Origin of the sequence: Rhodococcus phenolicus (assembly GCF_001646785.1) — a bacterium.
GTDB classification, from domain to species: domain Bacteria; phylum Actinomycetota; class Actinomycetes; order Mycobacteriales; family Mycobacteriaceae; genus Rhodococcus; species Rhodococcus phenolicus.
The window spans coordinates 219,951-243,224 of record NZ_LRRH01000005.1 but is presented as its reverse complement, the minus strand read 5'-3'; the positions used below and the strand labels follow the sequence as shown (position 1 = coordinate 243,224).

General features: G+C 66.3%; 16 protein-coding genes. 2 read left to right on the top strand and 14 right to left on the bottom strand.

Annotated features, from left to right (window positions below; translation table 11 throughout):
• The 10 genes from A8G15_RS31395 to A8G15_RS02695 form a co-directional block, all read right to left on the bottom strand.
• Window positions 1-200 (bottom strand): hypothetical protein (locus A8G15_RS31395; protein ID WP_211270099.1); only part of this gene is annotated, 200 nt, incomplete at its 3' end.
• Between the two features lie 2,061 nt (window positions 201-2,261).
• Window positions 2,262-2,417, bottom strand: coding sequence for a DUF6760 family protein (locus tag A8G15_RS29605; protein ID WP_211270098.1), 156 nt, complete (start codon window positions 2,415-2,417; stop codon window positions 2,262-2,264).
• Entirely contained in the window at window positions 2,414-2,866 is a 453-nt protein-coding gene (locus A8G15_RS31645) for a hypothetical protein (RefSeq protein ID WP_068155053.1), read from the bottom strand. The genes A8G15_RS29605 and A8G15_RS31645 overlap by 4 nt, the downstream gene beginning before the upstream one ends.
• On the bottom strand, window positions 2,859-3,311 hold the full coding sequence (locus A8G15_RS02725) for a phage tail protein (RefSeq protein ID WP_068155051.1): 453 nt from the start codon (window positions 3,309-3,311) through the stop codon (window positions 2,859-2,861). The genes A8G15_RS31645 and A8G15_RS02725 overlap by 8 nt, the downstream gene beginning before the upstream one ends.
• 28 nt (window positions 3,312-3,339) lie before the next feature.
• Entirely contained in the window at window positions 3,340-4,875 is a 1,536-nt protein-coding gene (locus A8G15_RS02720) for a phage tail sheath family protein (RefSeq protein WP_068155050.1), read from the bottom strand.
• Between the two features lie 346 nt (window positions 4,876-5,221).
• Window positions 5,222-8,680 carry a phage tail protein gene (locus A8G15_RS02715; RefSeq protein WP_068155047.1) on the bottom strand — a complete coding sequence of 1,153 codons (3,459 nt, stop codon included), beginning with the start codon at window positions 8,678-8,680 and terminating at the stop codon, window positions 5,222-5,224.
• A 4-nt stretch (window positions 8,681-8,684) separates the two neighbouring features.
• Window positions 8,685-9,410: an eCIS core domain-containing protein gene (locus A8G15_RS02710; RefSeq protein ID WP_068155044.1), complete on the bottom strand. Its 726-nt coding sequence runs from the start codon at window positions 9,408-9,410 to the stop codon at window positions 8,685-8,687.
• Window positions 9,411-9,532: 122 nt separating this feature from the next.
• Window positions 9,533-10,438, bottom strand: a complete 906-nt coding sequence (locus tag A8G15_RS02705) for an RsiV family protein (RefSeq protein ID WP_068155042.1) — start codon at window positions 10,436-10,438, stop codon at window positions 9,533-9,535.
• A 27-nt stretch (window positions 10,439-10,465) separates the two neighbouring features.
• Window positions 10,466-10,957 (bottom strand): hypothetical protein, encoded by a 492-nt coding sequence (locus tag A8G15_RS02700; RefSeq protein ID WP_068155040.1) that lies wholly within the window; start codon window positions 10,955-10,957, stop codon window positions 10,466-10,468.
• The gene (locus tag A8G15_RS02695; protein WP_082899609.1) at window positions 10,954-12,432 is read right to left on the bottom strand and encodes a peptidoglycan DD-metalloendopeptidase family protein; all 1,479 of its coding nucleotides are present in this window, start codon (window positions 12,430-12,432) and stop codon (window positions 10,954-10,956) included. Before A8G15_RS02695 ends, A8G15_RS02700 begins: the two co-directional genes overlap by 4 nt.
• Window positions 12,433-14,012: 1,580 nt before the next feature.
• On the opposite strand from A8G15_RS02695, the gene A8G15_RS02690 reads away from it, so the two are divergent.
• Complete coding sequence (locus A8G15_RS02690; RefSeq protein WP_068155038.1) at window positions 14,013-16,352, top strand: hypothetical protein; 2,340 nt, start codon at window positions 14,013-14,015, stop codon at window positions 16,350-16,352.
• Window positions 16,353-16,364: 12 nt separating this feature from the next.
• Here A8G15_RS02690 and A8G15_RS02685 read toward each other — a convergent pair whose 3' ends face one another.
• From A8G15_RS02685 to A8G15_RS02675, 3 genes are read right to left on the bottom strand one after another with little or no spacing between them, the layout of a single operon-like run.
• Window positions 16,365-18,389, bottom strand: coding sequence for an ATP-binding protein (locus A8G15_RS02685; protein WP_068155037.1), 2,025 nt, complete (start codon window positions 18,387-18,389; stop codon window positions 16,365-16,367).
• Window positions 18,386-19,120 carry a Pvc16 family protein gene (locus A8G15_RS02680; RefSeq protein WP_082899616.1) on the bottom strand — a complete coding sequence of 245 codons (735 nt, stop codon included), beginning with the start codon at window positions 19,118-19,120 and terminating at the stop codon, window positions 18,386-18,388. Before A8G15_RS02680 ends, A8G15_RS02685 begins: the two co-directional genes overlap by 4 nt.
• A gap of 13 nt (window positions 19,121-19,133) precedes the next feature.
• Window positions 19,134-19,745 (bottom strand): response regulator transcription factor, encoded by a 612-nt coding sequence (locus A8G15_RS02675; RefSeq protein WP_342671533.1) that lies wholly within the window; start codon window positions 19,743-19,745, stop codon window positions 19,134-19,136.
• A gap of 326 nt (window positions 19,746-20,071) precedes the next feature.
• On the opposite strand from A8G15_RS02675, the gene A8G15_RS02670 reads away from it, so the two are divergent.
• The gene (locus A8G15_RS02670) at window positions 20,072-21,952 is read left to right on the top strand and encodes a hypothetical protein (RefSeq protein WP_156665229.1); all 1,881 of its coding nucleotides are present in this window, start codon (window positions 20,072-20,074) and stop codon (window positions 21,950-21,952) included.
• A 52-nt stretch (window positions 21,953-22,004) separates the two neighbouring features.
• Here the strand turns inward: A8G15_RS02670 and A8G15_RS02665 are convergent, their stop codons facing one another.
• Window positions 22,005-23,162 (bottom strand): globin domain-containing protein, encoded by a 1,158-nt coding sequence (locus A8G15_RS02665; protein WP_068155032.1) that lies wholly within the window; start codon window positions 23,160-23,162, stop codon window positions 22,005-22,007.
• Window positions 23,163-23,274: the final 112 nt, after the last annotated feature.

Below are 23,274 nucleotides of genomic sequence, written 5' to 3'. Positions count from 1 at the left end.
GTGGGCTCGGCCTGCCGGGACAGCCCGATCCGGCGTTGTGCCACCGGATCGTCCACGGAAGGCCGGGATTCGTCCGTATCGCTCTCCTGCGCCACATGAGCGAACATCTCCCGCAACGACACCGGTCGCGCGCGCCCGACCTCGACCACGCCGGGCGCAGGGTGCGCGACGGGTGATCCGATGCCCGTGTGCCGCTGCACCGCTGCCGACGGCTGCTGTACACCGGGCGACGGCGACGTGTGCGCCGCGGGAGTATGCGAGCCGCCGAGCGCGTGACCTGTCTGTCCGGCCGAAGATTCGGTCCGCGTGCCGGTCGGCTCGCTGGGCACGGTCGCGACACGAAGGACCGGGACCGGTTGCTCCCGTGCGGGTCCGTCATCGGCGCCCGGCCATCGTCGAACCGGCCCATCCAGCCCATCCGGCCCATCCGGCCCATCCAGCACGGACTGTACGGCAACGTGAACCGTGCGCGCCGTCGTGTCCGGGCCTGGTGTGCGTGTGGGTGCGCGTTGCAGCGGAACGCGGAGTGGTGCGCCGCTCGCTGTGCCGGTGTCATCGCGCGACGTGGGGGCAGGCAGCACCGGGAGCGGTGAAACCACGTCCGCAGACCCCAACGGATCGCCGGAATTCGTCGGCGTCGCGGTCGGGGGCGTTGCTGCGGATGCGGTGGGGACTACCGGAGCGGTGTGCGGAACGAGCGGATCGGCCGGTGCCACCACCGGATCGCCGGGCTCCGACGAAACCCGTTGTACCGGAGATCCCGTCGGGAATCGCGACACCGTCGATGCGGCCGACACCGTTGATGCGGCCGGCGGCGTGCCCGGTGCCGTGTGGTGCCGGACAGGAACGGTGGACGGCGTCGGTGTTGGCGGGGGACTCGGTTGTTCCGGGGTGCTCGGTGGGTCTGTCGTGGTCGGTAGGTCTGTGATGGTCGGCAGGACGCGGGGCTCGCCGCCGAGGGGCCGGTCGTCGAGATCGTCCGCGTGCGTCTGTGCGTCGGTGTGCCTCGTCCCCAGAGTGGGGACGAGGTGGTCGGGACTCGGACCGGGAGTCGGGACCGTGTCGGGATTCGGGTCGGGAAGGGAATCGCGCTGCACCATCGAATGTTCGGATGCTGTCGACGACACGCGGATCTTCTCCTCGACCGGCGCCCCGTCGGTGATCGCCCGTTGTACGCCGCTCGGCGGTGTTGTGATCGGCTCGCTCGGCGCGATGTCGAGCGTCGGCGGATCCGATGATTCGGTAGTGGCCGTGATGTCGGACGGCGTCTGCTCGCGGCGGACGACCGGCACCGGGAAGGACGGTGCCTCGTGGGTGGGGTGCACCGTTTCGCTCTGTGTGCCGTCACGGTCGGAGTGCTCGGACGGCTCGGACCGCAGCGACGGGGAATGCGCGGGTTCGTGCTGCGGCGTCGATTGCTCGACCGTGGACCGCTGGACGGGCGGCTGTGGTGGTTGCTCACTCGGGGCGGCCGGTCGATCGATGTTGTGCGGCCGCGGTTCTCGTGGGGTCGTGTGGCCCGAACGGGCCGGTAGTGGTTCGGGCAGGCCGGGTCGATGGTGCGGGTGAGAGTCCGTGGACACTCGTTGCAGGGCCTCGGTGGCCGGACTGCGCGGGTAGTCGGGGGGAGGTTCCGATGCACGTTCGGTGGAGTCGCGGTCCGGGGCGTGGTGACCGTCGTCGGAGGAGATCCATGCCTGTCCGGTTGGCACGTCGTCGGGCTCGGGCGGTTCGACATGCGGGACGAGAAGCCGTTCCTCCGGGACCGGCGCCGTGATCAGTTCCATGCTCCCGGAGGATCTCTCGCCGAGCGATGCAGGGGTCGGGTCGGGATGCCGGGTCGGTGTGAAATGGGGAACGGTCTCGGGAATGGGCGGCGACGGCGAAGCGACGGCCGGGGCACACACCGTTGTGCGCTGTACGGGAGCGAACGACCGGTGATGCGGTCGAGTGGGGAGTTCGGGTGGTGCTGTGTGGCGGGGTGCCGGATCGGCTGCGGCAGTCGCGAAGACTGGCAGCGGGGGAATCGTGGTGACGATCGGCCGGACGGACGCGACCAGACCCGGGTCTCGGGAGGTCGTGAGGGCCCGTGTGAACCCGTCCAGTGGCGCCGTCGGTTCCATCGGTTCGACCGCCCGCTGCAACGGTGGCAACGACGACCACTGCCGGGAGGCTTGCGGGGAGTGGGTTTCCCGAGTCGCAGGCGTCGGCCGGTCGGGTTCGGCCGGCCGATGCTGCCACGGCCACCTGATGCCCATCGCTCACCTCCTCGCGGGTTCCGGTGCCAGGTCTCGGCTCAAGCGCACATACCGTTGCCGATCGGCGTGTTCGAGATCGAGGATCTCGTCGAGCGACCAATGCAGGTGGTGGGCGACGTACGCGACCTCCGCGTGCAGGCGTTCGGTCCCGTACGTCACGATTCCCCCAGGCGGCCCCCGGCGATGTCGACGGCGAAGTCGCTTCCGCATTCGGGGCAGGTGACCCCGGCCCGGGTATGTCCGTCCTGATTGATCCGCCGATACAGGTCCTGGAGGAACGCCAGGTCGGATGCGAACATGTTCTCCACGATTCCGGCGTGTACGTCTTCGATACCACCGAGCCGGGACACGACCCTGCTGATCAGCACCACCGTCAGGTACGAGGGGTTCTCTCGCACCCGGTCGTCGCGCTGGGACACCAGTTCGTCCCGGGCGGTGGCCAAGCGCATGACGCCGTCGCGGTGCACGGTGCCCGCCGAGTCGACATATCCGCGAGGAAGCAGGAACCCGAACTCGGTACGGAGCGTGTCCCGGGCAGTCGACGACGCGCCGCCACGATCCGGATCGTGTCCGGCATCGAGTGCGGCGGGCGCGCTGGTTCTACGCACCGTCCACCTCGACGCGTTCGAACGTCAGGACCAGCTTCTCGGTCATGACGCTGGTGTCGCCGGCCTTCATGGAGCTGACCTCGAGGCTCTTGGGCCACGCATTGGTCAGTGTGTATCGCTTGACCGGTTGGCCCTCGTAGTCGTAGACGACGATGGCGCCGCCCTTGCGGACGTCCTTCATCTTCCCCAGCTGAGAATCCTTGATCCACTTGTCGAATCCGTGGTCCTCGGTGAGGGGCCGGGAAAGAGTCACCTCGCCCGCCTTCCAACGGCCGGGAAGCTTCTTGACGAGGTACTTGCCGTCCTTCGCTTCGTTCGACTTGTACTCGATGACATCCTGTTCCATCTTCAGGCCGGTGACCTCGGTGATGGATTTGATCTGGAGGCCGTCGAATTCGAGTCCGAACGAGTGGCCGACCGAGCTGTCGAATTCCGGGAGAGGCATTGTCGTTCCTCACTATCCAATACGTCGATTACTCGGCCACCAGGCTGGTGCCGCCGGAGAACTGGGACAGTCGGAAGATGACGAACTCGGCGGGTTTGACCGGTGCCACCCCGATCACACAGACCACTTCGCCCGCATCGATTCCCTCGGCGGGGTTCGTCTCGTCGTCACACTTGACGTAGAACGCGTCGTCGGGAGTGAGACCGAACAGTGCGCCCTTACGCCATTCGTTGACGAGGAACGCGGCGATGGTGCGGCGCAGCTTCGCCCACAGCGCTTGATCGTTCGGCTCGAACACCACCCAGTCCGTGCCGTTGAGGATCGACTCCTCGAGATAGTTGAAGAGCCGGCGGATGTTCAGGTAGCGCCACGCCGGATCCGATGACAGGGTCCGGGCACCCCAGACCCGGATCCCACGACCAGGGAAGGACCGAATGCAATTGATGCCCAAAGGGTTCAGCAGGTCGTGTTCGTTGCGGGTGATCTGTGTCTGCAGAGACACCACCCCTCGTACGACTTCATTGGCCGGGGCTTTGTGCACACCGCGCGTGTCGTCGTTCCGAGCCCAGATGCCTGCCACGAAACCGGAAGGCGGCAGGTAGTTCCCGCCGTCAGTACTCACCCACGGCCAATACAGGGTTGCGTACTTCGAGTCGTAATTGGCCTTATCGGTTTTCCATTCCTTGACCTGTTGCGCGTTGAGGCCGGGCGGTGGGTCGAGGATCGCCATCCGATCACCCATCAACTCGCAGTGCGCGATCATGGCCTGCTGCACGGAAATAACGGTGTCGAGATCGATCGCGCCGCGCTGGTAGGCGGTGAGCAAATCGGGGACACAGACCATCGTGATCTCGTCGATTGCTTCGAGACCGGAGAATCCGCTGCGTTCCGAGACATCGCCGACGTAGTCGTCGGTCGTGAGTTGAGCGGACGGAAGCAGCGCCGGTTGTGCCGGCGCTGCCAACATCACCTTCTTTCCGACGGCGAGTTCGTCGGAAGCCTGAGTGGTGGGGATCTGTTCGAGCTTGATCGTCGCGGATTGACCGTTGACCACGGTCGCGGCATTCGTCTTGCCGCGCCCGGATGTGACACCGGTGTGTTCCTCGACCGTCTCGCCGCCCTTGCGGACAACCAGTTTGAAGGTCCCGTCGGCGGGTTCCGCGTCGCTCGGCTGAACTTCGACCTCGATGCCGGGTTCGGCGACGGCCGGGTCCAGTGCGAGCACCCGGAAGTTGCCGAGGACGCCTTGCGGCACGGCGTCGGCAGGTTTCGGTGCGGATTTGGACCCACTGCTGCCGGTACCGTCGCCGATCCGAACGATGTATGCGTTGCCGCCACCGTTCTGGAAATATGCGTAGGCGGACCGCGCCAGACAGGCGCCGTCGACGAAACCACCGAAAAGACCGGTGAATTGGGTCCAGTTGCTGACCAGCTTCGGTTCGTTGAACGGCCCCTTCTCGGACAGGCCCACGAAGGCGGCGACGGCGGTCCCGACCCCTTCGATCGGCCGGGACCCCGAGTCCACTTCCTCCACGTAGACCCCGGGCGACAGGTAGGTCGGCATAGCGCCTCCTCGGACGGCGTTCGGTGAGATGGGTTGATGGTGCTCCGTTTCGGGATCGGGAGGCAGACACAGCAGGACGGTAGCGGGGGCAACGCCACGTGCGCGATAGGGCACGGGGAGCTTGGTCCTTTGAACTCCAGGGCGTAGCCACCCAATTCTGCAAATCAGAACTGGGATTGGGTGGGAACTTCCGCGAATCGCTCGACAGCAGCCAAGTGCAAAGCCTGTATTCGTGCAGGTTCAATCCAGTCATTACCCAACGATTGTTCCCGACTGCAAATCCTCAGCTGACTTGAACAGTCTCTGCGTCACCGCGCGTGTTTTCAGGGCCACCAAGAACTCGCGATTACCCCCTCTTGCCGCCTGCACCCTTGATGCTTTTGATCTGGAACCAGCGCTGACGTGGGACTTCTTCGATCGGGGTTCTCCTGGGCTTGGCTCCTTTGGATTCTGCCCACCAGACCTTCTGCAACCGGTTTTGAGTGGTTCCGGCACTTCTGTTGGCCGATCGGTACAGCGGCCAGAGGTTCTCGTTGACGCCTTCTCCGTCTACTCCGCAGAACGCCCAGTCGATGACGTGATCGATGTCCACTTCGTAGGCAAGGTCACCGGCGAGTTCGATTCCTTCCTCTTCAAGCTCACGCATGAACTTTTTGACGCCGCTGCCACGTGGCTCCTCGCCACCTCGGTACTGCAGCTTCATACCCTCGTACGGCCAGTGCGTGACGCCGGCCGAGAAGCCGTTGTCATAGGTCTTGTTCGGGTACTTCCAAATCTTTTGCCCACGTCCACGTCCGCTCATCGAATTGGGCCGGTACAGGCAGTCTGGGTACCATTCGGCTGGCTTGTGCCACGCCATCAGGATCGGATCTTTGTCGGTAAGGCCGGTCCGCGCCTTTTCGTCGTCGGTTTCCACTATGGCATCCGTTTTTGCGGTTGCCCGTTGCACCTCGGCGTGAATTGCCCAATTCTTGCCTGCCTTAACGGGTTCGAGAGTCTGAAGTCCGTGTTTGAGCCTAATGAAGCCGAGGGACGGTCGTAGGATCATGTCGCGCACAGGCTTGCCTGCGTACTTGTTCGCGGCGGCTACGCCCGCCGCCAGGCCCTTCTCCAGTCGTTTCTGCTTCCCCGCTGGGCTGTCGTCGTAGACCTTCCCTCTCACCCAAGCCTTCGCGCCCTCGTACTTCTTCTTCAACCACTTCTTCCCCGCCTCGTACTTCTTCTTCACGTAGGCCTTGCCCTTGGCGTACGCGGCCTTCGCCTTCGCCTTGACCTTCGCCGCAGCCTTGCCGAGCTTCGACTTCTTCAGCCTGTCCAGGAACTTCTTCCCGTACTTGACCGCCTTGCCGATCAGCCAGTCCACGGCCTTGCCGACAGGTGCCTGTACCTTCTCGAGGATGCTCTTGACCTTCTCGGCGATGCCGCCCAGCCCAAGCAGGCTGGCGAGACCGCTGATCAACATCGGGACCGTCTTCGACAGCGTGCCTTCGATCAGGGATGCGACCTTTCCGACGCCGCCGGCGGCGATCGATTCGACTGAGTCCAGAACGGAATCCACGAACTCCTTCAGCCGTTGCGCGTTGTCGACGAACCACATCACCGCGTCGTAGATCAACTTGCAGGCCTTGATGAACGCGGCCGCAGGATTGAGGAGCGAAATCAACCAGGTCACCCCGGCCACGATCACCTTGGTGATCACGAAGTCCCGGATCCGGCCCATCACTTGCTCTTTCAGGTCCGAGACCTTCTGCGCAACGAACTTCCACAAACCCGGAATGCCCTCAGTGATGATCACCTTGACGAAATCGACGCCCTTCTCGATCGCATTCATCGCCTTGTCGCCGACGACGTTGACGATCCGCGTCCTGATCGACGTCCAGGTCAGACCGAGAAGGGACAGCAGCAGACCGATGATGCCCTTCAGATCGAACTTCTCGGGGATCTCGATTCCGGCCTCGGCGAGCGCGCCGAACAACCAGCCCTGCAGACCCTTCTTCAAGTGCGACACGATGTTCGACATGAAGTTCTTGATGCCGGTCTTGACCGCACCGACGAACTTCTCGAGGAAATCCATCGGATCCTTGATGATCTTCTCGACGGCGTTCGCGGCGCGGGCGAGCACACCGAGCAGCATGTCCTTGAGCTTCGTGACGGTTTCGATCGCGCCGCCGATCGCGTCGGCAGCCTGACCGGCGAGCCCCTTGTTCTCGGCCTGAAGTTTCTGGATCTCCTCGTCGATCGCATTCCGTGCCTCGACGTACTTCTCGGCGAGATCGTCGACAAGCGCGGATTGCTTCTCGTCGACCGATTTCTCGAGATCGTCGAACTGCGAACCGATCTCTTTCGCGGCACTCCCGGCCAGCTTCTGCAGGCTCTTCGGCTGTTCGGCGACGAACTTCTGCACCTGTGCGCGCCCATCGGACACCCGGGCCTTCGCACGCGCGAGTTCGGTCCCGACAGTGTCTGCGATGTCGCCGATGACCGCCGCCATCTTGGCTTCGTAGAGCTTCTTCGACTCTAGAAAGAGGGTGTTTGCTTCTGCGGGCATGTCCAGGAGCAGATCCTTCACCCACAGCGCGGCACCGCCGGGACCGCCGTACCGCTTCCACTTGTACGCGGACATGCGAGCCTGATGATCGGCGACGAACGCTTCCTTCGCCTTGCGTTCTCCTTCTTCGAACTTCTCGGACACGGTCTTGTCGAGGCCGGTGAGGATGCCTTCGACGTCGGTCTTCGTCTTGTCGAAGATCTTCTTGATCTCACCGGTGATCCGGGCTCGTTCCGCCTCGTCGGCGGATTTGGTGGCCTGCTTGCCCGCACCGGCCGCCTGCAATGCACCGCCCTTCTTCGCGGTCATCGCGCTCAACCCGGCCTTGGTGCTCGCATCGGCATCCGCGGTGGCACCGGTGATGACCTGAGCCTCCTTCTGGCGCACGCCGGCGGGTGCATTCGCGTCGTGTTCCTCCGCGGTCTTCTTCGCTGCGAGCGCGCCGGTGAACTGGGGCTCGTTGGACTTGGCCAGCTGATCCTCGGTGACCCCGGCATCGGCCATCTTGTGGTTGGTTTCGCAGCTGTCCGCGCCGAGCCTCGTCTGCTCGGAGGGAGCCGGATTGGGGGCCAACGCCTTCGGGTTCGGTGGCGGCGGCACCGTCGGCGACGGGGTCGGGGGGAGTGGGGCGACCGGCTTGTCCTTCGCGTTCGAGGTGTCCGGCGTCGCTCCGGTGGTGTCCTTGATTTCTTTGGCCGACGCCTGCTTCCCGGCGGTGACCTTGCCCATCACTTCGTTCTTGACCTGGTCTGCCTTCCCGGACTGCGCGAACTTGTCCGCCTCGTCCAGGTTCTTGGGGGCTTTGGCGGCCACGGCGGCGTTCACTGCGGCGATGAAGGCGGCCTTGTCGAATCCTCGGGGCTTGGCGGCCTCCATCTTTCCGGTGTGGGTGGCTTTGGCCTGGGCGTCCATGTCGTCGGGTGGCGCGACCGCCGCGCTCTGGGCGTCGCTTGCCTCTCTCGATGCAGGGGGATGTGACTTGGCGGCCACGGCTTTGGCAGCAAGATCACGTTCGGCGCCGACCCACCGAGGATCCTCGGCCGGCGCTGCAGGGGCCGGCTCCACGGGCGGCGCGACGCACGCGCTGCCTGCCGGCCCCGCCTCGAGGCGCTGGGTGACGAGTGAGGCGACGGCACGGTTGCCGACGGTCGCCTGCATGCGTCGGATCGCGTTCGAATCCGGTCGCACCGCGGCCGGCGGCCGCGCGGGTTTGCGCGCCGGCTCCGCCGACCTCGTCACACGAGCGGGTGCGGTCATGGCATCACGCCGACTCTTCTTCGGCCGCTTCCTCTTCGCGCTGCACGAACGTCTGTGCCGCTGCCTCGTCCTCCTCTTCGGCCGGGGCGTCCTGTCGTTGGACGGATGCGGAGCCGTCGTCCTCCCAGCGTTGGATGCCGCCGGTGGGCGCGGGCGCCGGGGCCGACATCACGCGGTCGGCGTTGGCGACGGCATCGCGCTCGAAGCGGTCCGACGGGTCACTGATCCGTACCCCTCCGCCGGCATCGGTGCCGTCGACCGGACCGTTGCGCTGCTGCACCACGTGCGTCAGCTCGTGCGCGAGCATGTGCTGGCCGGACTCCGATGCCGGGTCATACTTGTCGTCCTGGAAGACGATGTCCGAGCCCACGGTGTACGCCTGCGCGTTCACGGATTTCGCCGATGCGTGGGCTGCTCCGTCGTGGTGGACGCGGACGTCCCCGAAGTCCTGCCCGAATCGGCCCTCCATGTCGGTGCGCACATCGGTGGGCAGTGGTGTCCCGGCGGACGCCACCACATCGTGCACGGGCGACCGTTCCTCGTCGACGAGCTCCGCTGCCCGCGCATTGCCCACCACGCGCTGCAATCCGGCCAGCCCTGCGGGACCGGTGATGTCCAGACGACCGGACAGGGCCGCCCTCAGGGCAAGCGCCGAGTCCGTCTCGTCGAGCCGAGAAGCCTTCGGGCGCAGCTCCGATTCGTTGTCGTGGTCGTTCTGGTGGGTGCGCATGATCTCTCGCTTCCGTCGGTACGCCCGACCATCCGCCAATCCGGCGCTGCACGGAAGATGCACAGGCGTGGCTGTTCGGGCAACGGTGACTGCCCGAACGTGCAGCCTTTCGGGCAGGGATGTCAGCTGGTGACAACCGCCGACATGTCCGGGTCGAGGACATCGCCCAGTTCGTCCCACGGCACGGTGAGTTCCACCAATCCGTACGAACTCGGTGCGACTGCTCCTTCCTCGAAATAGATTCGCATCCCGTCCGGGGTCGCCACCCACCGTGAGAACAGCTTCGCGTCGGCCGTCACGGCGGTCGCGTTGAACGAGGTGCCGGCATCGGTGCTCGGACCGAGCGTGCGGGACGCAGCCGCGAGTTGCTGGAGACCCGCGTCGGTGTCGGTGAAGAGATCGTCGAGTGTCAGCACGGCGCCGGAGTCGATGCCAACGACTACGGTATCGGCGAGATCCACAGCGGACTGGTCGTCTTCGGCGGTCACCAGCAGCACACCGCTGATGACGTTGTCGCCGATGTGGGCGACTTCACCGTCGGACCCGGTCAATCGGCCACCGGCTGCGGTCTCCGTGATGCGATCGTTGAGGTCGGCCCGGATCCGTGAATTGAACGTGTCGGTGATTTTCGGGTCACCGCCTGCGATTTGAGGCAGGGTGACGTCGACCGCCACCGGGGACGGGGTGACGATGTCGATCGAGGTTTCGGTGTAGGGCTCCGGTTCAGGGTACGTCGCTCCACTTCCGCCGCCCCCACCGCTCCCGCCGCCCGGCCCGGTTTCGCCGCCGGGTGTGGAGCCTCCCGTCGCTTGACCGGGTTCGGAGCCCGGTGCACCGCCGGACGAACCTTCCTCTCCTGGGCTTCCGCCGTCTCCCTGCGCCTCGGCCTCCTCGACGATCGAGGTGTCGGGTCCGATCGCCCGGTCGACCGGTCGGGTGATGATGCCGTGGCCCGCATAGATCAACGCGGCGACGAGTGCGACGACACCGACCGCTGCGGTGAGAATGCGTCCGCCGTTCTCGAGCATCTGTGGAGTCCCATTCCTGCGCGACTGTCAGAACTGGAGCGAATCCAGCCGCCATCCATCGGATCCCTTGGTCGCGACGACCCACGCGGTGTGTTCGTTCTCGTCGATGAGGACATCGTTCGGTGTCGTTGCCGATTGCCGGATCGAGACCACGCGGTGCACGGTGTGATCGTCGTCGGGCGGATGCTCGTCGGCGAGGAACACGGCATCAGCATGGACGGTCGCCTCGTCGTTCTTCCATTGTTCCCACTGTGATCCGGCTCCGGGCTCGGCGACATTCGTCTGGGACGCGAGTTCCGGTCCGAGGTACGGTGCGGCCCGCTCCAGCGCGTCGGCGCCGGACGCGTCCTGCGCCGGATTCCAGGTGAACATCGTCTCCAGCGCGATCTCGATGACGGCGAGTGGATCGTCCCGGTCGATCTGCGGCGCAGCGGTTCCCTGCACGGTTTCTCCGCAGCCGGACACGAGCGCCGCCGTCAGCGCCGCCACCAGCAGACCTGTTTGCGATCCGAACCTCATGTCACTCTCCGCCCCTCCGAATCCGGGTCGAGGTTCGAGACGGTGACACCGTCACCGGTCGACGCGTGCACCATCCGGCCACCGCCGATCGCGATGCCGACGTGCGTGGGGACATCGTTCTCGTTCCAGCCGGAGAAGACCAGGTCGCCGGGTCGAAGTTCGCCGACCGAAACGGGATCGCCCACGTCCCATTGCTCCTGAGTGGTCCGTGGCAGAAGCACCTTGCCCTCGGTGGCCTTCCCGACCGCGTACCGGGTGAGCCCGGGACTGTCGATGCCGCCGTTCGTCGGTCCGTCGATGTTCCCGCCGCCCCAGACCCAGGGTGTCCCTTCGAGTTTGCGTGCGAGGTCGACGACCAGGTCGCCGACGGCGGCCGGTGGAGTCACGGGAGGGGCGGTCGGAACCCACGGTGCTGCCGCGAACGCCTTGGCGCGTTCGAGGATCTTCTTCACGTACGGCTGTGTCTGGGTGGTGTATTCGCCCCCGAACGGCATGCCGCCGGCATTGAGCACCGCGCCGAATCCGGCGTTGTATGCCGCGAGCGACAGCGCCACCGCGTCGCCGACGACGCGTCCGCCAGTGATGGCCTCGTCGCTCATCCGGTGGTTCTCGCACATCAGCGCACCCTGGGCCATCACCGCGTCGGGAATGCTGGTGACGTCCGGCGGAGGTCCGCTGCCGTCGTAGTCCTTGCCCCAGGTCGTCCAGGTGGCGGGCATGAATTGTGCAGGTCCGCTGGCCCCGGTCGACGAAACGGGAGCCGAAGGGCCGTATCGGAATCCGTTCTCCGCCTCCAGTTGAGCGGCCAGGATCGGCGGCGTGATGCCCGGACACAACCCGCCCGCCCGCAACAACCACGGTACGAACTCGGGTGGGACGAGCCCGGGGGTGAGTACGCCGACGGAGCAGTCGGTGGTGCTGGCCACCAGATCTACCACGGACGAACCCGGCGAAGGGCTTTCGTTCAGCAACGGAGCGGGGTCGACGGCCCGGCCGTTGAAGCGCCCGCCTTCCCACAGCTCGAAATGGAGATGCGGTCCGCTCGACTGGCCGTTGGAACCGATGTCGGCGATGTGCTGACCCGCTCGCACCTGGTCGCCGGTGCGAACCAGCACACCGTCGGGATACATGTGGCCGTAGACGGTGGAGACGATCCCCGTGCGTGTCGGGGTGTCGACGACGATCCACTGGCCGAATCCGCTGGCGGGACCGGCCGCCGAGACGGTGCCGTCGAGTGCGGCGAAGATGTCGGTTCCGAGGTCTCCTGCCAGGTCGATGCCTTGATGGAAGCCGCCGTCGCGGGCGCCGAACGGGGAGGAGACCACGAACGTGCCGTTCGCGACCGGCAATCGATTCGCCGGGCACGCGCCACTCCCGGTGTCGGCGAACGCCGGCGCCGGTTGCCCCCACAATGCGACTGTCAGGACGATCACGAGCAGAGCCGACAGCCGTCCGGGTGCAAAATGCAGTCTCATGGCATGGATCCCGCCGGCATCTTGTGGGCTCGGTTGCCTCCGATGTATGGGCTCAACTATCGCCAGGCCTGTTCGCCCGCGGGAGGGCCGCCGGTCGGATCGGCACTTTCGGCCGGAAGCTGTGCCCCCGCAGTCCCTCTCGACCGCTCGAATGTCCCGAGTGCCGTTCCCGATCGGGCACTGCGCTGCGTGACACCGCTTCGCGTGCCGGACGACGTGCGACGATCGATCCCAGGAGGGTTGATGAGATCGCTACGCTTCCTCTCGGCATTCGCGGCGCTGGTTGCAGCGTTCGCGTTCGTCGTGGCGTGCGGGGGAACCGAACCCGAGCCCCAATCATCCTGGACGGGAACAGATGTCGACACAATTCCGGACGGCGCGCGGGACGCGATCGAGGGTGCCATCGAAACCATGTTCACGTGGTATCCGACGAAGGACGCCTCCACGCGCGACGCCTACGAGCGAGCGTCGAAATATCTGACTCCGGAGCTGGCGGCAGCGAACCACGCCACCGAACGCGGCACGAGTGTGTGGTGGGACGAGTGGAAGGCCGCGGACGCCTCGGTGATCGCCGATGCGCTGATCGTCTTCGGGGAACACCCGAAGGACTCGGACGATGCCGTCGAACGCGCCGTGATGCTGAATCAGAAGGTCACGGCACCGGACGGAACGGTTCTCGAGGAGACCGATCTTCGGGTCGATCGTGTCGCAGCCGTGAAACAGAACGGTGATTGGCGCGTGAGTGTCATCTCCTTCTTCCCGGACCTGCCGACCCAGGCACCACCGCCACCACCCTGCGCGCCGGGCGAGTCGCGTCAACCACCACCGGCCGGCCCGTGTATCCCGATCCCGGCGCCGCCCCCGACAGGACCGCAGACGCAGCCGCCGTCGGTCGGTCCCGGTACCGCACCACCGGATACCGGAACCGCGGGAACCGCCTGCCCGGGTGGCACGACCGTACCGCCGGGACAGCCGTGCCCATCCGGACCTGGATCTGGGCCGGGGCCGGGCCCCACCCCCGGACCGGTTCTGTGTGCGGACGGGTCGTCGGTATCTGCGGGGCAGACTTGCGCGACGACTACGACTACCGAGCCCCAAGTCCCATGTCCTGACGGGTCGTCGGTGCCTGCCGGTCGATCATGCCCGACACCGGAACTGTGCCCGGACGGGAGCGATCGGTCGCCGGACGGATCATGCCCGCCGCCTCCACGAACATGTTGGGACGGCAGCACAGTTCCTGAAGGACAATCCTGTCCTCCGGTTGTTCAGACATGTTGGGACGGCAGCAAGGTGCCACTGGGGCAACCCTGTCCGATCCCTCCGATACCGGAGGAGTTCACATGCCCGAACGGAGACGTCGTCGGGTCGCCCCTGGATTGCCTTCCGGACGGAAGCCGAGACGGGGAGTCCGAGGGGGGTTCCGATGGCGGGTCGGGGAACAGCGGTGGGTCGGGGAACGGCGGCAGCCCGGTCAACTAGGTGTGAGACGGCGAAGAAGTATGCATGCGTGAGAGGTTCGTGCCCAGGCGGAGTTCGTTTGGGCGGGAGGATCAGGACGCTCGAGGACGAAGCCGGCTGACATGGACGACACACGACAGGATCCGAATGTGGACGCCGATCCCATCTGCGGCAACTGCGGCACCGTCAACGCGCCGGACGCCGAATTCTGCGTGCGATGCGGACGGTTCGTCGGGCTCGGGACGGGTTCGAGCACACACGGGGGCCGGACGCTCACCTCCGAGATTCCGATCGTGACGCCGTGGCGCCCTTCCGAACCGACCGCGGCGCCGACCACTCCCGATCGGAAACCGTCCGCGTCGACCGCGACCTCCGCGTCCGGTCGCGGTGAGGCACGCCCCCCGCGGGTCGAAGTCGTCACGCCGGAGCTGACCCTCGATCCCGCCGAGGGGGGCACACTCGATCTGCGGGTGCACAACACGTCCACGATCGTCGACCGCTTCCGCGCCCGCCCCGTCGATGCTCCTCCCTGGCTGAAGCTGACCCATCCCGCGATCACCCTCTATCCCGACGAGGAGAAGCCGGCGACGATCACGGTGGCCATCGATGCACCGAGGTGGCCGGCAGCGCAACGTTTCACGATGACGATTCGGGTGTGCTCGGACGAGGATTCGAATGCTGCGACCGATGTCGCCGTGTCGGTGACGGTGCCGCCGATCGGAGACCCGGCCCAGTTGCACGTCGAGCCCGAGCGGGTGAGGCTGCGCGATGCGACGTCGGCGAAGGTCGAACTGAAGGTCGATAATCGAGGAAGCAATTTCCCGCAGCGTTTCGAGCTGACCGGATCGGATGCCGAGGACGTTGTCGGATTCGAGTTCTCCGCTGTGATCATCGAAGTGCCACCCGGTGAGACGATCTCGATCGGCCTGACCGTCACGGTGCCGCCGCCGGAGGCTGGGCCGGCACGGTCGCTTCGAGCCACAATCTGCGGCGCGAACGATCAGGGCAGTATCGAAACGAATCTCACCATCGAGCAGGAGGCGTCGACACTCCAGTTGCGCCTGGACCCGACCACACTCAAGGCCTCCGATGCGCCGTACGGAGAGGGCTGGCTGATCGTCGACAACCGCAAGGGTGGGGTGGACCGTCAGGTCCGGCTCTCCGGCCGTGATCCGGAGGGGGCGGTACGGGTGTTGTTCTACGAGGCGAAGATCGGTGTGCGTGCCGGTACCGAGAGCCGAACCCGCATTCGCGCCCATCTCGTCGCCCCACCCAAGGAAGCGGAAACGAGCAGGCCGTTCACCGTCGTCGCGTCGGACGGCGCCAACGAGAGCACGGTGGACGGGACTCTCGTTCAGAGCACGTCGCCGACGCCGATCGCCACCGCCGAGATCCGGCTCGAACCGGAACGGATCAACGTCCGGGACCGGACATTCGGCCGCTGTCACGCGATCGTGGACAACACCCGGGGAGCCAAACCGCTGATTGTCCGCCTGAGCGGCTCGGATCCGGAACGCACCGTCGGATTCGAGTTCGAGGCGTGGACACTCGAAGTGCCGCCGGGCCGGGTCTTCCGGGTGGGGGTGGTGGTGTCCGCGCCGTCACCCGAGGGTGGGGAGACCCTGTCCCGTGAACTCACAGTGGTCGCGAGCAACGGGGACGGTTCCATGCAGGCCCGCGGCACGTTCACTCAGGTTGCGTCTCCGGCCCCCATCACACTGGCGAAGATCAGGTTGGAGCCGGAACAGTTCACGGTCCACAACAGCGCCCGCGGGCAACTGCGTGTGGTGGTGGACAACCGGAGCCGGGAACTTCCCCTGCGGGTGCGATTGCTCGGGCGGGACACGGAAGGCGTCGTCCAGTTCGTGTTCGATCCACCGACATTGGACATCGCGCCCGGTCAGGCGGGCTGGGCGAAAGTCTCGGTCCGGGCGCCGCGCCCGAGGATGGGGCACGCGACGGTCCGCAACTTCCAGGTGGGCGCCGACGACGGCGGCACCGTGGTGGACGCGCGGGCAGCATTCACCCAGACGTCGGACGACCTTCTGCCGCTGATCAGGATTGCGGCGACCCTCCTCGGCGGGTTGATCGCCCTGATCGGCGCTTTCCTGCCCTGGGTGCGTGAGACCGGGGTGGTTCCGCTGGTGACCGTGCGGTACTTCCCCGGTATCGGCGAGATTCTGGAGGTCGCGAAGGACGACAGCTACACGTACGTGACGCAGCCGGTCGGCCGGGCGATCGTGTTGGTGCTCGTCGCAATCATGCTGCTCGGCATCCTCCGTCCCAAGGGCACCGTCACCATCGTCGCGGGATTGCTCGCCATGGCGGTGACGATCGGGTTCGTGGTCTACGCGAACCTCAACTTCGCCGCGGTGCCGTGGGGAAGCGGGACGACACTCGTGGTGCTGGGCTGCGCGCTCGGATGTATCGGCGGATTGTGCATTCGCAGAAGGGAATCCTGATGAGCTACCGAATCACTCCGCGGCGACGGACTCCGGCACCAGCCGCCCGAGCTTGCGGTATTCCTGCCGAACCGCGGACAGGACATGGCTCATTCCGATGGGGGTGTCGCTCGCCGCGGCGAGATACGCGGCGGTGATCGCCGCGGAACGAATGTTGCCGCCGGACAATGTGAAGCACCGCGCCAGATACTCCACGTCCAGATCGTCACCGAGGGGTGCCGGCGAGTCGAAACAGCTCAGCCACAGTGCACGTCGCGCGGTCTCGTCGGGCGTGGGGAAGTCCACGATGGCATCGAGCCGGCGGACGAACGCGTCGTCGAGGTTCGCGCGCAGATTGGTCGCCAGAATCGCGAGACCGTCGAAGCTCTCCATGCGCTGCAGCAGATACGCGCTTTCGATGTTCGCATAGCGGTCGTGGGCGTCGCGGACCTCGCTGCGTTTGCCGAATACGGCGTCGGCCTCGTCGAACAGGAGCACCGCGTTGACACCGCTGGCTTCGGTGAAGATGCGTTCGAGGTTCTTCTCGGTTTCCCCCACGTACTTGTCCACGACCGCAGCAAGATTCACCGAGTACAGGTCCAGGCCGAGATCCCCGGCGATCACTTCCGCCGTCATGGTCTTGCCGGTCCCCGATTCACCGGCGAACAACGCGGTGACTCCGCATCCTCGTCCACCACCGGGCCGCATCCGCCAGTCGGTCAGTACCCGTTCCCGATAGCGGGCGCGTGCAGTCAGCTCGCGCAGTTGATCGGTGACCCGGACGGGGAGCACGAGATCGGCCCACGCCACCGACGGTTCGATCCGCCGGGCCAGCCGCTCGAGCCCGGCGGCGTTCTGCGACCTCGCGCCCTGGTACAGATCGCTCCCGGTGAGAGTGCCGCCGGTCAGTGACGCCGACGCGCGTGCGGAGCGGACCGCGCGTTCGATCTGTGACGGTCCCAACACGAACTGGTTCGCGACAGCGTCGACGGAGCCGTCGGGGACGCCGTCGCCGGCCGCGACCGCCCAGAGTCGGGCTCGTTCGTCCGTCGACAGGCGCACGGCGTCGACCTGCAGCGGCACTGCATCGGACCAGCGCGGATCCCACGTGACGGTCCCGATGACGACGGTCGGGGCCGTCGTCTCGCACAGTGTCCGCAACACGTCCCCGCGGGCGCTCAGCGCCTCGACCGGGCTCACGACAACGCCGGCGCCGCGCAGCAACGCCTCTCGGCCGAGTGCGCGCACGGCTCCGGCCGGATCGGTGTGCTCGAACAGCCGGACCGCATCCACGCACAGGGCGGGGTACCCCGCTGCGTCGAGTGCCGCGGCGGCGACGGCCGGCGCGGCGGAACCGACGGCTTCGCGCATGTAGACGTTCGGCTGGCCTGCTCGTATCGCGCGCGCGATCCGGTGGGACATCGGCGATTCGAAATATGGTGCATCGACCAGTAATCCGTCGATCTCCGGGTCGCGGCGATCGTCGCCCAGCAGATGTTGCGTCACGCGATCGGGAACCCGCAGACCCCGGGTGAGAAACGGCCGCTCGCCGTCCTCGACCAGGACGAGTCCGTTGTCGATCAGCGGTGCTCCCGCCCCGAGCCGGGATCGATGCGTGGCGACGGCGGGGGACAGGTCGAGCAGCTCGAGGACCAGGCCGACCGTCGCCCGCCGGCGTGTGACGTCGTCGTTGAGATAGCCGTACAGGCGCTCGAACCGGGAGTTCAGGTCCGGCAGCATGCAGATCAGCAACGCGTCGACGTCGACGTCGGAGAGCGCGGCCGCGCGGGCGAGCCGGCGTAGCCGGAGTTCGGCACCGGATGCCTCGGCCGCGGCGGCACGCCGATCGAGTGCAGCCCGGGCCGACCGATCGGGACCCGGGGGCGGCGCGGGCGCATCCAGCAGCGCGACCGCCGATTCATCGCTCAGATACAGGCCCCGAAACGGATCGTCCGGGGTGGGATCGCCACTGCGTCGGTGTGTCACCACGAGGCGGACCCGCTCCTCGACGAGCGCACATCGGTCGCGCACGTCCCGGAGGTTCGCGTCCCCGTTCATTCGGGTCGCCGCTGCTTGCGCCGTTTACGCACGGTGACGGTCGGCGCCGTGGTTCCGCGCGACGGCGCTTCGTCAGACAGTGTTTCGAGCCCGGCCGGCACCGGGTCGGACCCGTCGGGCATGAGACCGCGTCGACGTTTCTGTTCGCCGGGAACGGAACCGTCCTTGCCGGCGGCGGACAGTCTGGGGGTCCGCAGGGCCGGGGGAGCGGCCGGCTGCGCGCGGCCCGTGTCGGCCGGCACGCTGACGACGACGTCGAGCGACGGTTTCAGTTCGCCACCGAGCGCGGTCCAGACGTCCGCGAACGAACGGTCCTCGGGCGGTGGCAGGGCGACGGTGACCGGCACCGGTAGTCCGAGGGCGGCCAGCGGCCCGGACAACAGATCACCGGGCAGTGCGTCGTGGCGGAGGAAGCAGGCCAGCAATCGACCGAGGAGGTGATGTTCGTCCTCGGGGCGTTGGGTCCATGCGGCAACGAGATAGGAGAGCTTGAAATAGCGGGGGGGCAGGTGCCGGGCGCGGACTCGACCGTTGTCGTACTCGTTCACCAGGCCGCGCTGGCGCCGCCGCAGGTCTTCGCGGATGTCGTACAGGTACACGTCGACGGTCGGGCCGGTGCGGCGGGCCGCCCAGTCCTTCGTCGGCGCGTCGAAGACGACATCGACCTCGGCGTCGTCGACCGCTTCCTGTTCGATCAGCCGGCGGAGTGCATCGTCGACATCGGAGATCACGGCGACCACCGCCTCAGATCAGTCCTTCGCGAACCGCGTATGCGACGGCATGCGATCGGTTGCGAAGTTGCAGGCGGGTGGTGATGTCGTGCAGCACATTCTTGACGGTTCGCTGGCTGTAGCAGAGCTGCTGCGCGATCTCCGAAGTGTCGTGTCCGTCGGCGACCAACCGCAGGACCTGCACTTCCCGATCCGACAGCCCCGAGAACCGCAGTCCGCGCGGTGCCAGAACCTGTCGTTGCAGCGCCCCGACCTGTCCGAGCAGGCGGCCCAGGACGTCGGGGGGAACCACGCCTTCGCCGGCCACCACACGCTGGATGGTGCGCACCAGCAGGTCGGGCGTGGCATCGCTGCGACGGAGCAGACCGCTGATGCCGCCTTCCGCGGCGGCGACGAGGGTGGCGTCGTCGATGACACGCAACACGAGGATCACGCGCGGCGAGAAGCCGCGCTGGAGGGCGTGGAGGGTTCGCACGGTGGTGTCGTCGAGAACATCCGCGGCGAGAACGGCGACCTCTGCGGACTCCGGATCGGTGTCGACGACGGCGACTTCGCTCCGCATGCGCAGCTGGCTGACCACACCGGCCCGGAGTATCGCGTCGTCGGCGTACACGTAAACAGGCACTCGGGGTTGCATCTTTGCTCCCGGGAGATGGGGTGAATGGGGCAACAACGAGTGTCCGGACGGCGCTCAACAACGGCTCAACGGGCGAGTGGGCTCGCTCAACGGAAGGACTGGTGATCCGCTCGTGCATGTCATCCGGGTCGAAAGTGTGCTCCTCCAGGCATCGATCAGGACCGATGCATCGGCCAGCATTGACGAGACCTGATTCCTCACAGCCGAGGTTCGGAGAAGGGGCCGAATTGGTCGGGATTGCCAGAGCGGACGCAGTCGACGCCGTGCGAGTTCGGCGGACGCCGGTCACGACTGTCGCTCCTACCGTGTCCGTGATGGCTCCGTCGATTGCCGGTATCGCGGCCATGCAACGGCATGCGGGAAACGCGGCGACCATCGAGCTTCTCGAGCGAGGAGCCCGTCTGCGAAGCCTCAACTCGCCCCTGCAGCGGTGCGGGGCCACGAAATGCAGCGATGGGTGCAATGGCGGTAGCGATGACAGGGCCGACGAACAATCCGATGAGCGCGGGGTCGGAGCAACCGCGCAGCGACTCGTCGATCCCCTCCTCGGGCAAGGTCTGGATGCCGGTCGACTGCCAGGCTCCGCTGCCGCCCACCCGCCACTTCTCGACGTCGTGCAGATCTATGATCGGATGCCTCCGGACCACAAACGCGACACCATACGTGCGCTTACGCGCGGCCAGCAACTGGTCTGGGTGACGCTCTGGCTCGCTCGTCGGGATGACGCCACCTGGCACACCATCATCGAGACCGTCTCGACGGAGGCCCGCACCTACGCGGTCCGCTCCCTGATGACGGCACGGCGTATGAACGAACCTCGGGGTCCTTGGGGAGCATACGGCGTCTTGAACGGCCTCAGCGACACCGATCAGCTCGCCGTCCTCAACCAACTCGGGGAACCGGAACGCCGAATCCTTCAGCAGGGCTTGGCTACAGCGCCGATCGACAGGATACGTCTGGAAAGACAGCTTGCCCAGGTCGATCCGGATGTGGTTCCGTCGATCCGTCCGGTGAGCTTTCCGTTGGCCTGGGTGGCGGACGAGCTACCCCCGAGAACGCTCACAGCTGCCGGTCCCTCGGCCTACATGGCAAGCCAAGGGGCACATGCCGTCGGACCCACGAATGCATCGAGCGGTATGAGGATGATTCGTACTCGCTATTGGTCCGCGATGATTCCGTCGCCGCGCGCGATCGAGCTGCAGCGGATTCTCAACGAGTTGCCACAAGACCTGGCCCCGTGGTTGGAAACTCGCCTCGCGGAGACCCCTCCCGGAACGGCCCCGACGTTCCGGTGGGTGAGCAAGAATATCGGAGCAATGGATCGACCTTTCACCGTTGCGGAACTGCAGTCGATCCCCGCTTTGGTCAAGAAGTTCAATGCCGATCGAAATTCACTGACACCTGCCGAGGCGACTCTGCTCAGCCGGACTGTGTCGCTGCATGTCGACAGTATCGACGTCGTCCGCGGCGGATCCCCGTGGGTGTCATGGAGCGTGCCGCCGAGAAAAGGCCAACCGGAACCGGTCACGTGGTCGGGGGATCGCAAATTCCGTGTGCGGGCTACCTTCAACGCGAACGATGTACTGGACAACACCCGAGCGAGCGCTGCCAACACGTTGAGTCCGGCGGACTCGGGATTCGTTGCCGGAGTGAATCCCGACGAAGCGGAGTACCTTGCGACGGCAGAGAGCAACGCCCGGGTTCTGACGGTCGAGCCCTTGAGAACGTCCGTGAAGGGCGAGTTGGTCGCGGGGAGTACCGCGTGGATGGCGCGGAATGCCACGCAACTGCGCTGGGCCGGGCGAGGGATGATCATCGTGTCCTTCGCAATATCCGGTTACCGCATTGCAACCGCAGATGAGGTCAAGCGCGCACACGTAATCGGAGAAGAGGCCGGCGGCCAACTCTTCGGCCTGGCTGGAGCTGTTTTGGCAGGCGCCGCGTGTGTGGGATTCGGTATTGCAACAGGTGGGGTCGGACTTCTCCTGTGCGGAATGGCCGGCGGTCTCTTGGGCGGAATGGCCGGCTCTGCAGTCGGCGGTAGCGCGGTCGATCAGCTCGGGCGGCCGACTGCACCGAACGACCCGTTCGGGCTCGTCACGCCCGGAGGTCCCGGCGGGCAGGAACTTGTAGGTGACGGGGCCGCAGGCGATTGGGCTGTACTTGCCGGTCCTCCTGAAACTCTCACGTACTGAGGAGGTATGCCCCCGTTCGTGGCCCTGCACGACCGAAGTGCGCAGGTCACGTCTACAGTGGATCGAAACTGATGTTTTGGCGTGGAGTTCCGGCCGCGGACAGTGCGTACAGCGTCGTCTTGATCATCGACGGTGAGCCGGCGATCTGGATCTGGCGGTCCGCCCACGACCCGAACTGGGCCACGACCTTACCGAGCTTGCCGTACATCGTGCGGTGCAGGCCGTTCGGCGGTTCCTGCACGGGAACCGGATGCCACCAAGGGTTTTCCTTCTCCTCGACGACCGGAACGACGGTGAGCCACGGATTGGTCATCGACAGGTGCCAGAGCGTCTCGATGTCGTACAGGTCGCACGGGTACTTGCCGCCGTAGAACAGGTGCACACGCGGGTTGTCGCCGCGCATCGCCATTTCCATGAGCTGCGCGCGCAGCGGTGCCAGCCCGGTCCCCGAGGCGATCATCAGAACGTCGCCGCGGGCCCGATCGACGTGCAGACCGCCGAGCGGCGGGCCGATGACCCAGCGGTCACCGACCGCGGTCTCGCCGACGAGTGCCGGGCTCACCCAGCCACTGGACACCCGGCGCACGTGGAATTCGATCTGCCCCTGGGGATTCGGCGGGATCGCCGCGGACAGATAACGCCACATCTGCGGGCGGTGCGGGGTCTGCACGCTCATGTACTGACCCGCGTGGAACGGAATGGGGGAGTCGGTTTCGAGCCGGATGATCGCCAGGTCCGGCATCACGCGTTCGTGGCCGACGACGGTCGCTCCCCACACGGCGGGCAGGTCGTCCTCGGCGGATGCGATCGCCATGGCGGCGACCAGCCGGCTGATGATCTCGCGCCAGGTGTGTTCGAGGGCGGCCGTCCACAGGATCAGCGGAGTGCATTCGCGGACCGCGACGAGCATCGCCGCCCCCGCCGCGCGGAAATGCTCGGGTTTGACCCCGTACTTGCGGTGGTCGCGGGCGAGCTGGCCGAGGAAGTCCTCGACGGCGGCGAAATCGCTGAGCCGGTTCACGGCCCATCCGACCGCGGTCGCGAACCGGTTCCGCATCGATTCCATGCCGGCGGGAAACAGCTCGCGCAGTCCCGGATTCTCCGCCCACAGTGCGGTGTAGAAGGCCGACGCGAACCGTTCGGAGCCGGTGGGCGTGGCGACGATGGAGGCGAAACTGAGCTGGACACGGGCGATGGCGAAGGCTTCCACGCCACCCTCCCACGTGCTGTTCCTGCTGGTCGGCCGCAACTGTAGCCGTTCACCGGTCGATCGGCCACCAAGGGTGGTCCCCGAACGAACCCGATATCGCACACTGGAAGCA

What these genes read in the sequence shown, in the direction of transcription:
- A8G15_RS02725 (WP_068155051.1), bottom strand. Translation starts at nt 3,311, where the DNA reads ATGCCTCTCCCGGAATTCGACAGCTCGGTCGGCCACTCGTTCGGACTC.
- A8G15_RS02720 (WP_068155050.1), bottom strand. Translation starts at nt 4,875, where the DNA reads ATGCCGACCTACCTGTCGCCCGGGGTCTACGTGGAGGAAGTGGACTCG.
- A8G15_RS02715 (WP_068155047.1), bottom strand. Translation starts at nt 8,680, where the DNA reads ATGACCGCACCCGCTCGTGTGACGAGGTCGGCGGAGCCGGCGCGCAAA.
- A8G15_RS02710 (WP_068155044.1), bottom strand. Translation starts at nt 9,410, where the DNA reads ATGCGCACCCACCAGAACGACCACGACAACGAATCGGAGCTGCGCCCG.
- A8G15_RS02705 (WP_068155042.1), bottom strand. Translation starts at nt 10,438, where the DNA reads ATGCTCGAGAACGGCGGACGCATTCTCACCGCAGCGGTCGGTGTCGTC.
- A8G15_RS02700 (WP_068155040.1), bottom strand. Translation starts at nt 10,957, where the DNA reads ATGAGGTTCGGATCGCAAACAGGTCTGCTGGTGGCGGCGCTGACGGCG.
- A8G15_RS02695 (WP_082899609.1), bottom strand. Translation starts at nt 12,432, where the DNA reads ATGAGACTGCATTTTGCACCCGGACGGCTGTCGGCTCTGCTCGTGATC.
- A8G15_RS02690 (WP_068155038.1), top strand. Translation starts at nt 14,013, where the DNA reads ATGGACGACACACGACAGGATCCGAATGTGGACGCCGATCCCATCTGC.
- A8G15_RS02685 (WP_068155037.1), bottom strand. Translation starts at nt 18,389, where the DNA reads ATGAACGGGGACGCGAACCTCCGGGACGTGCGCGACCGATGTGCGCTC.
- A8G15_RS02670 (WP_156665229.1), top strand. Translation starts at nt 20,072, where the DNA reads ATGGCTCCGTCGATTGCCGGTATCGCGGCCATGCAACGGCATGCGGGA.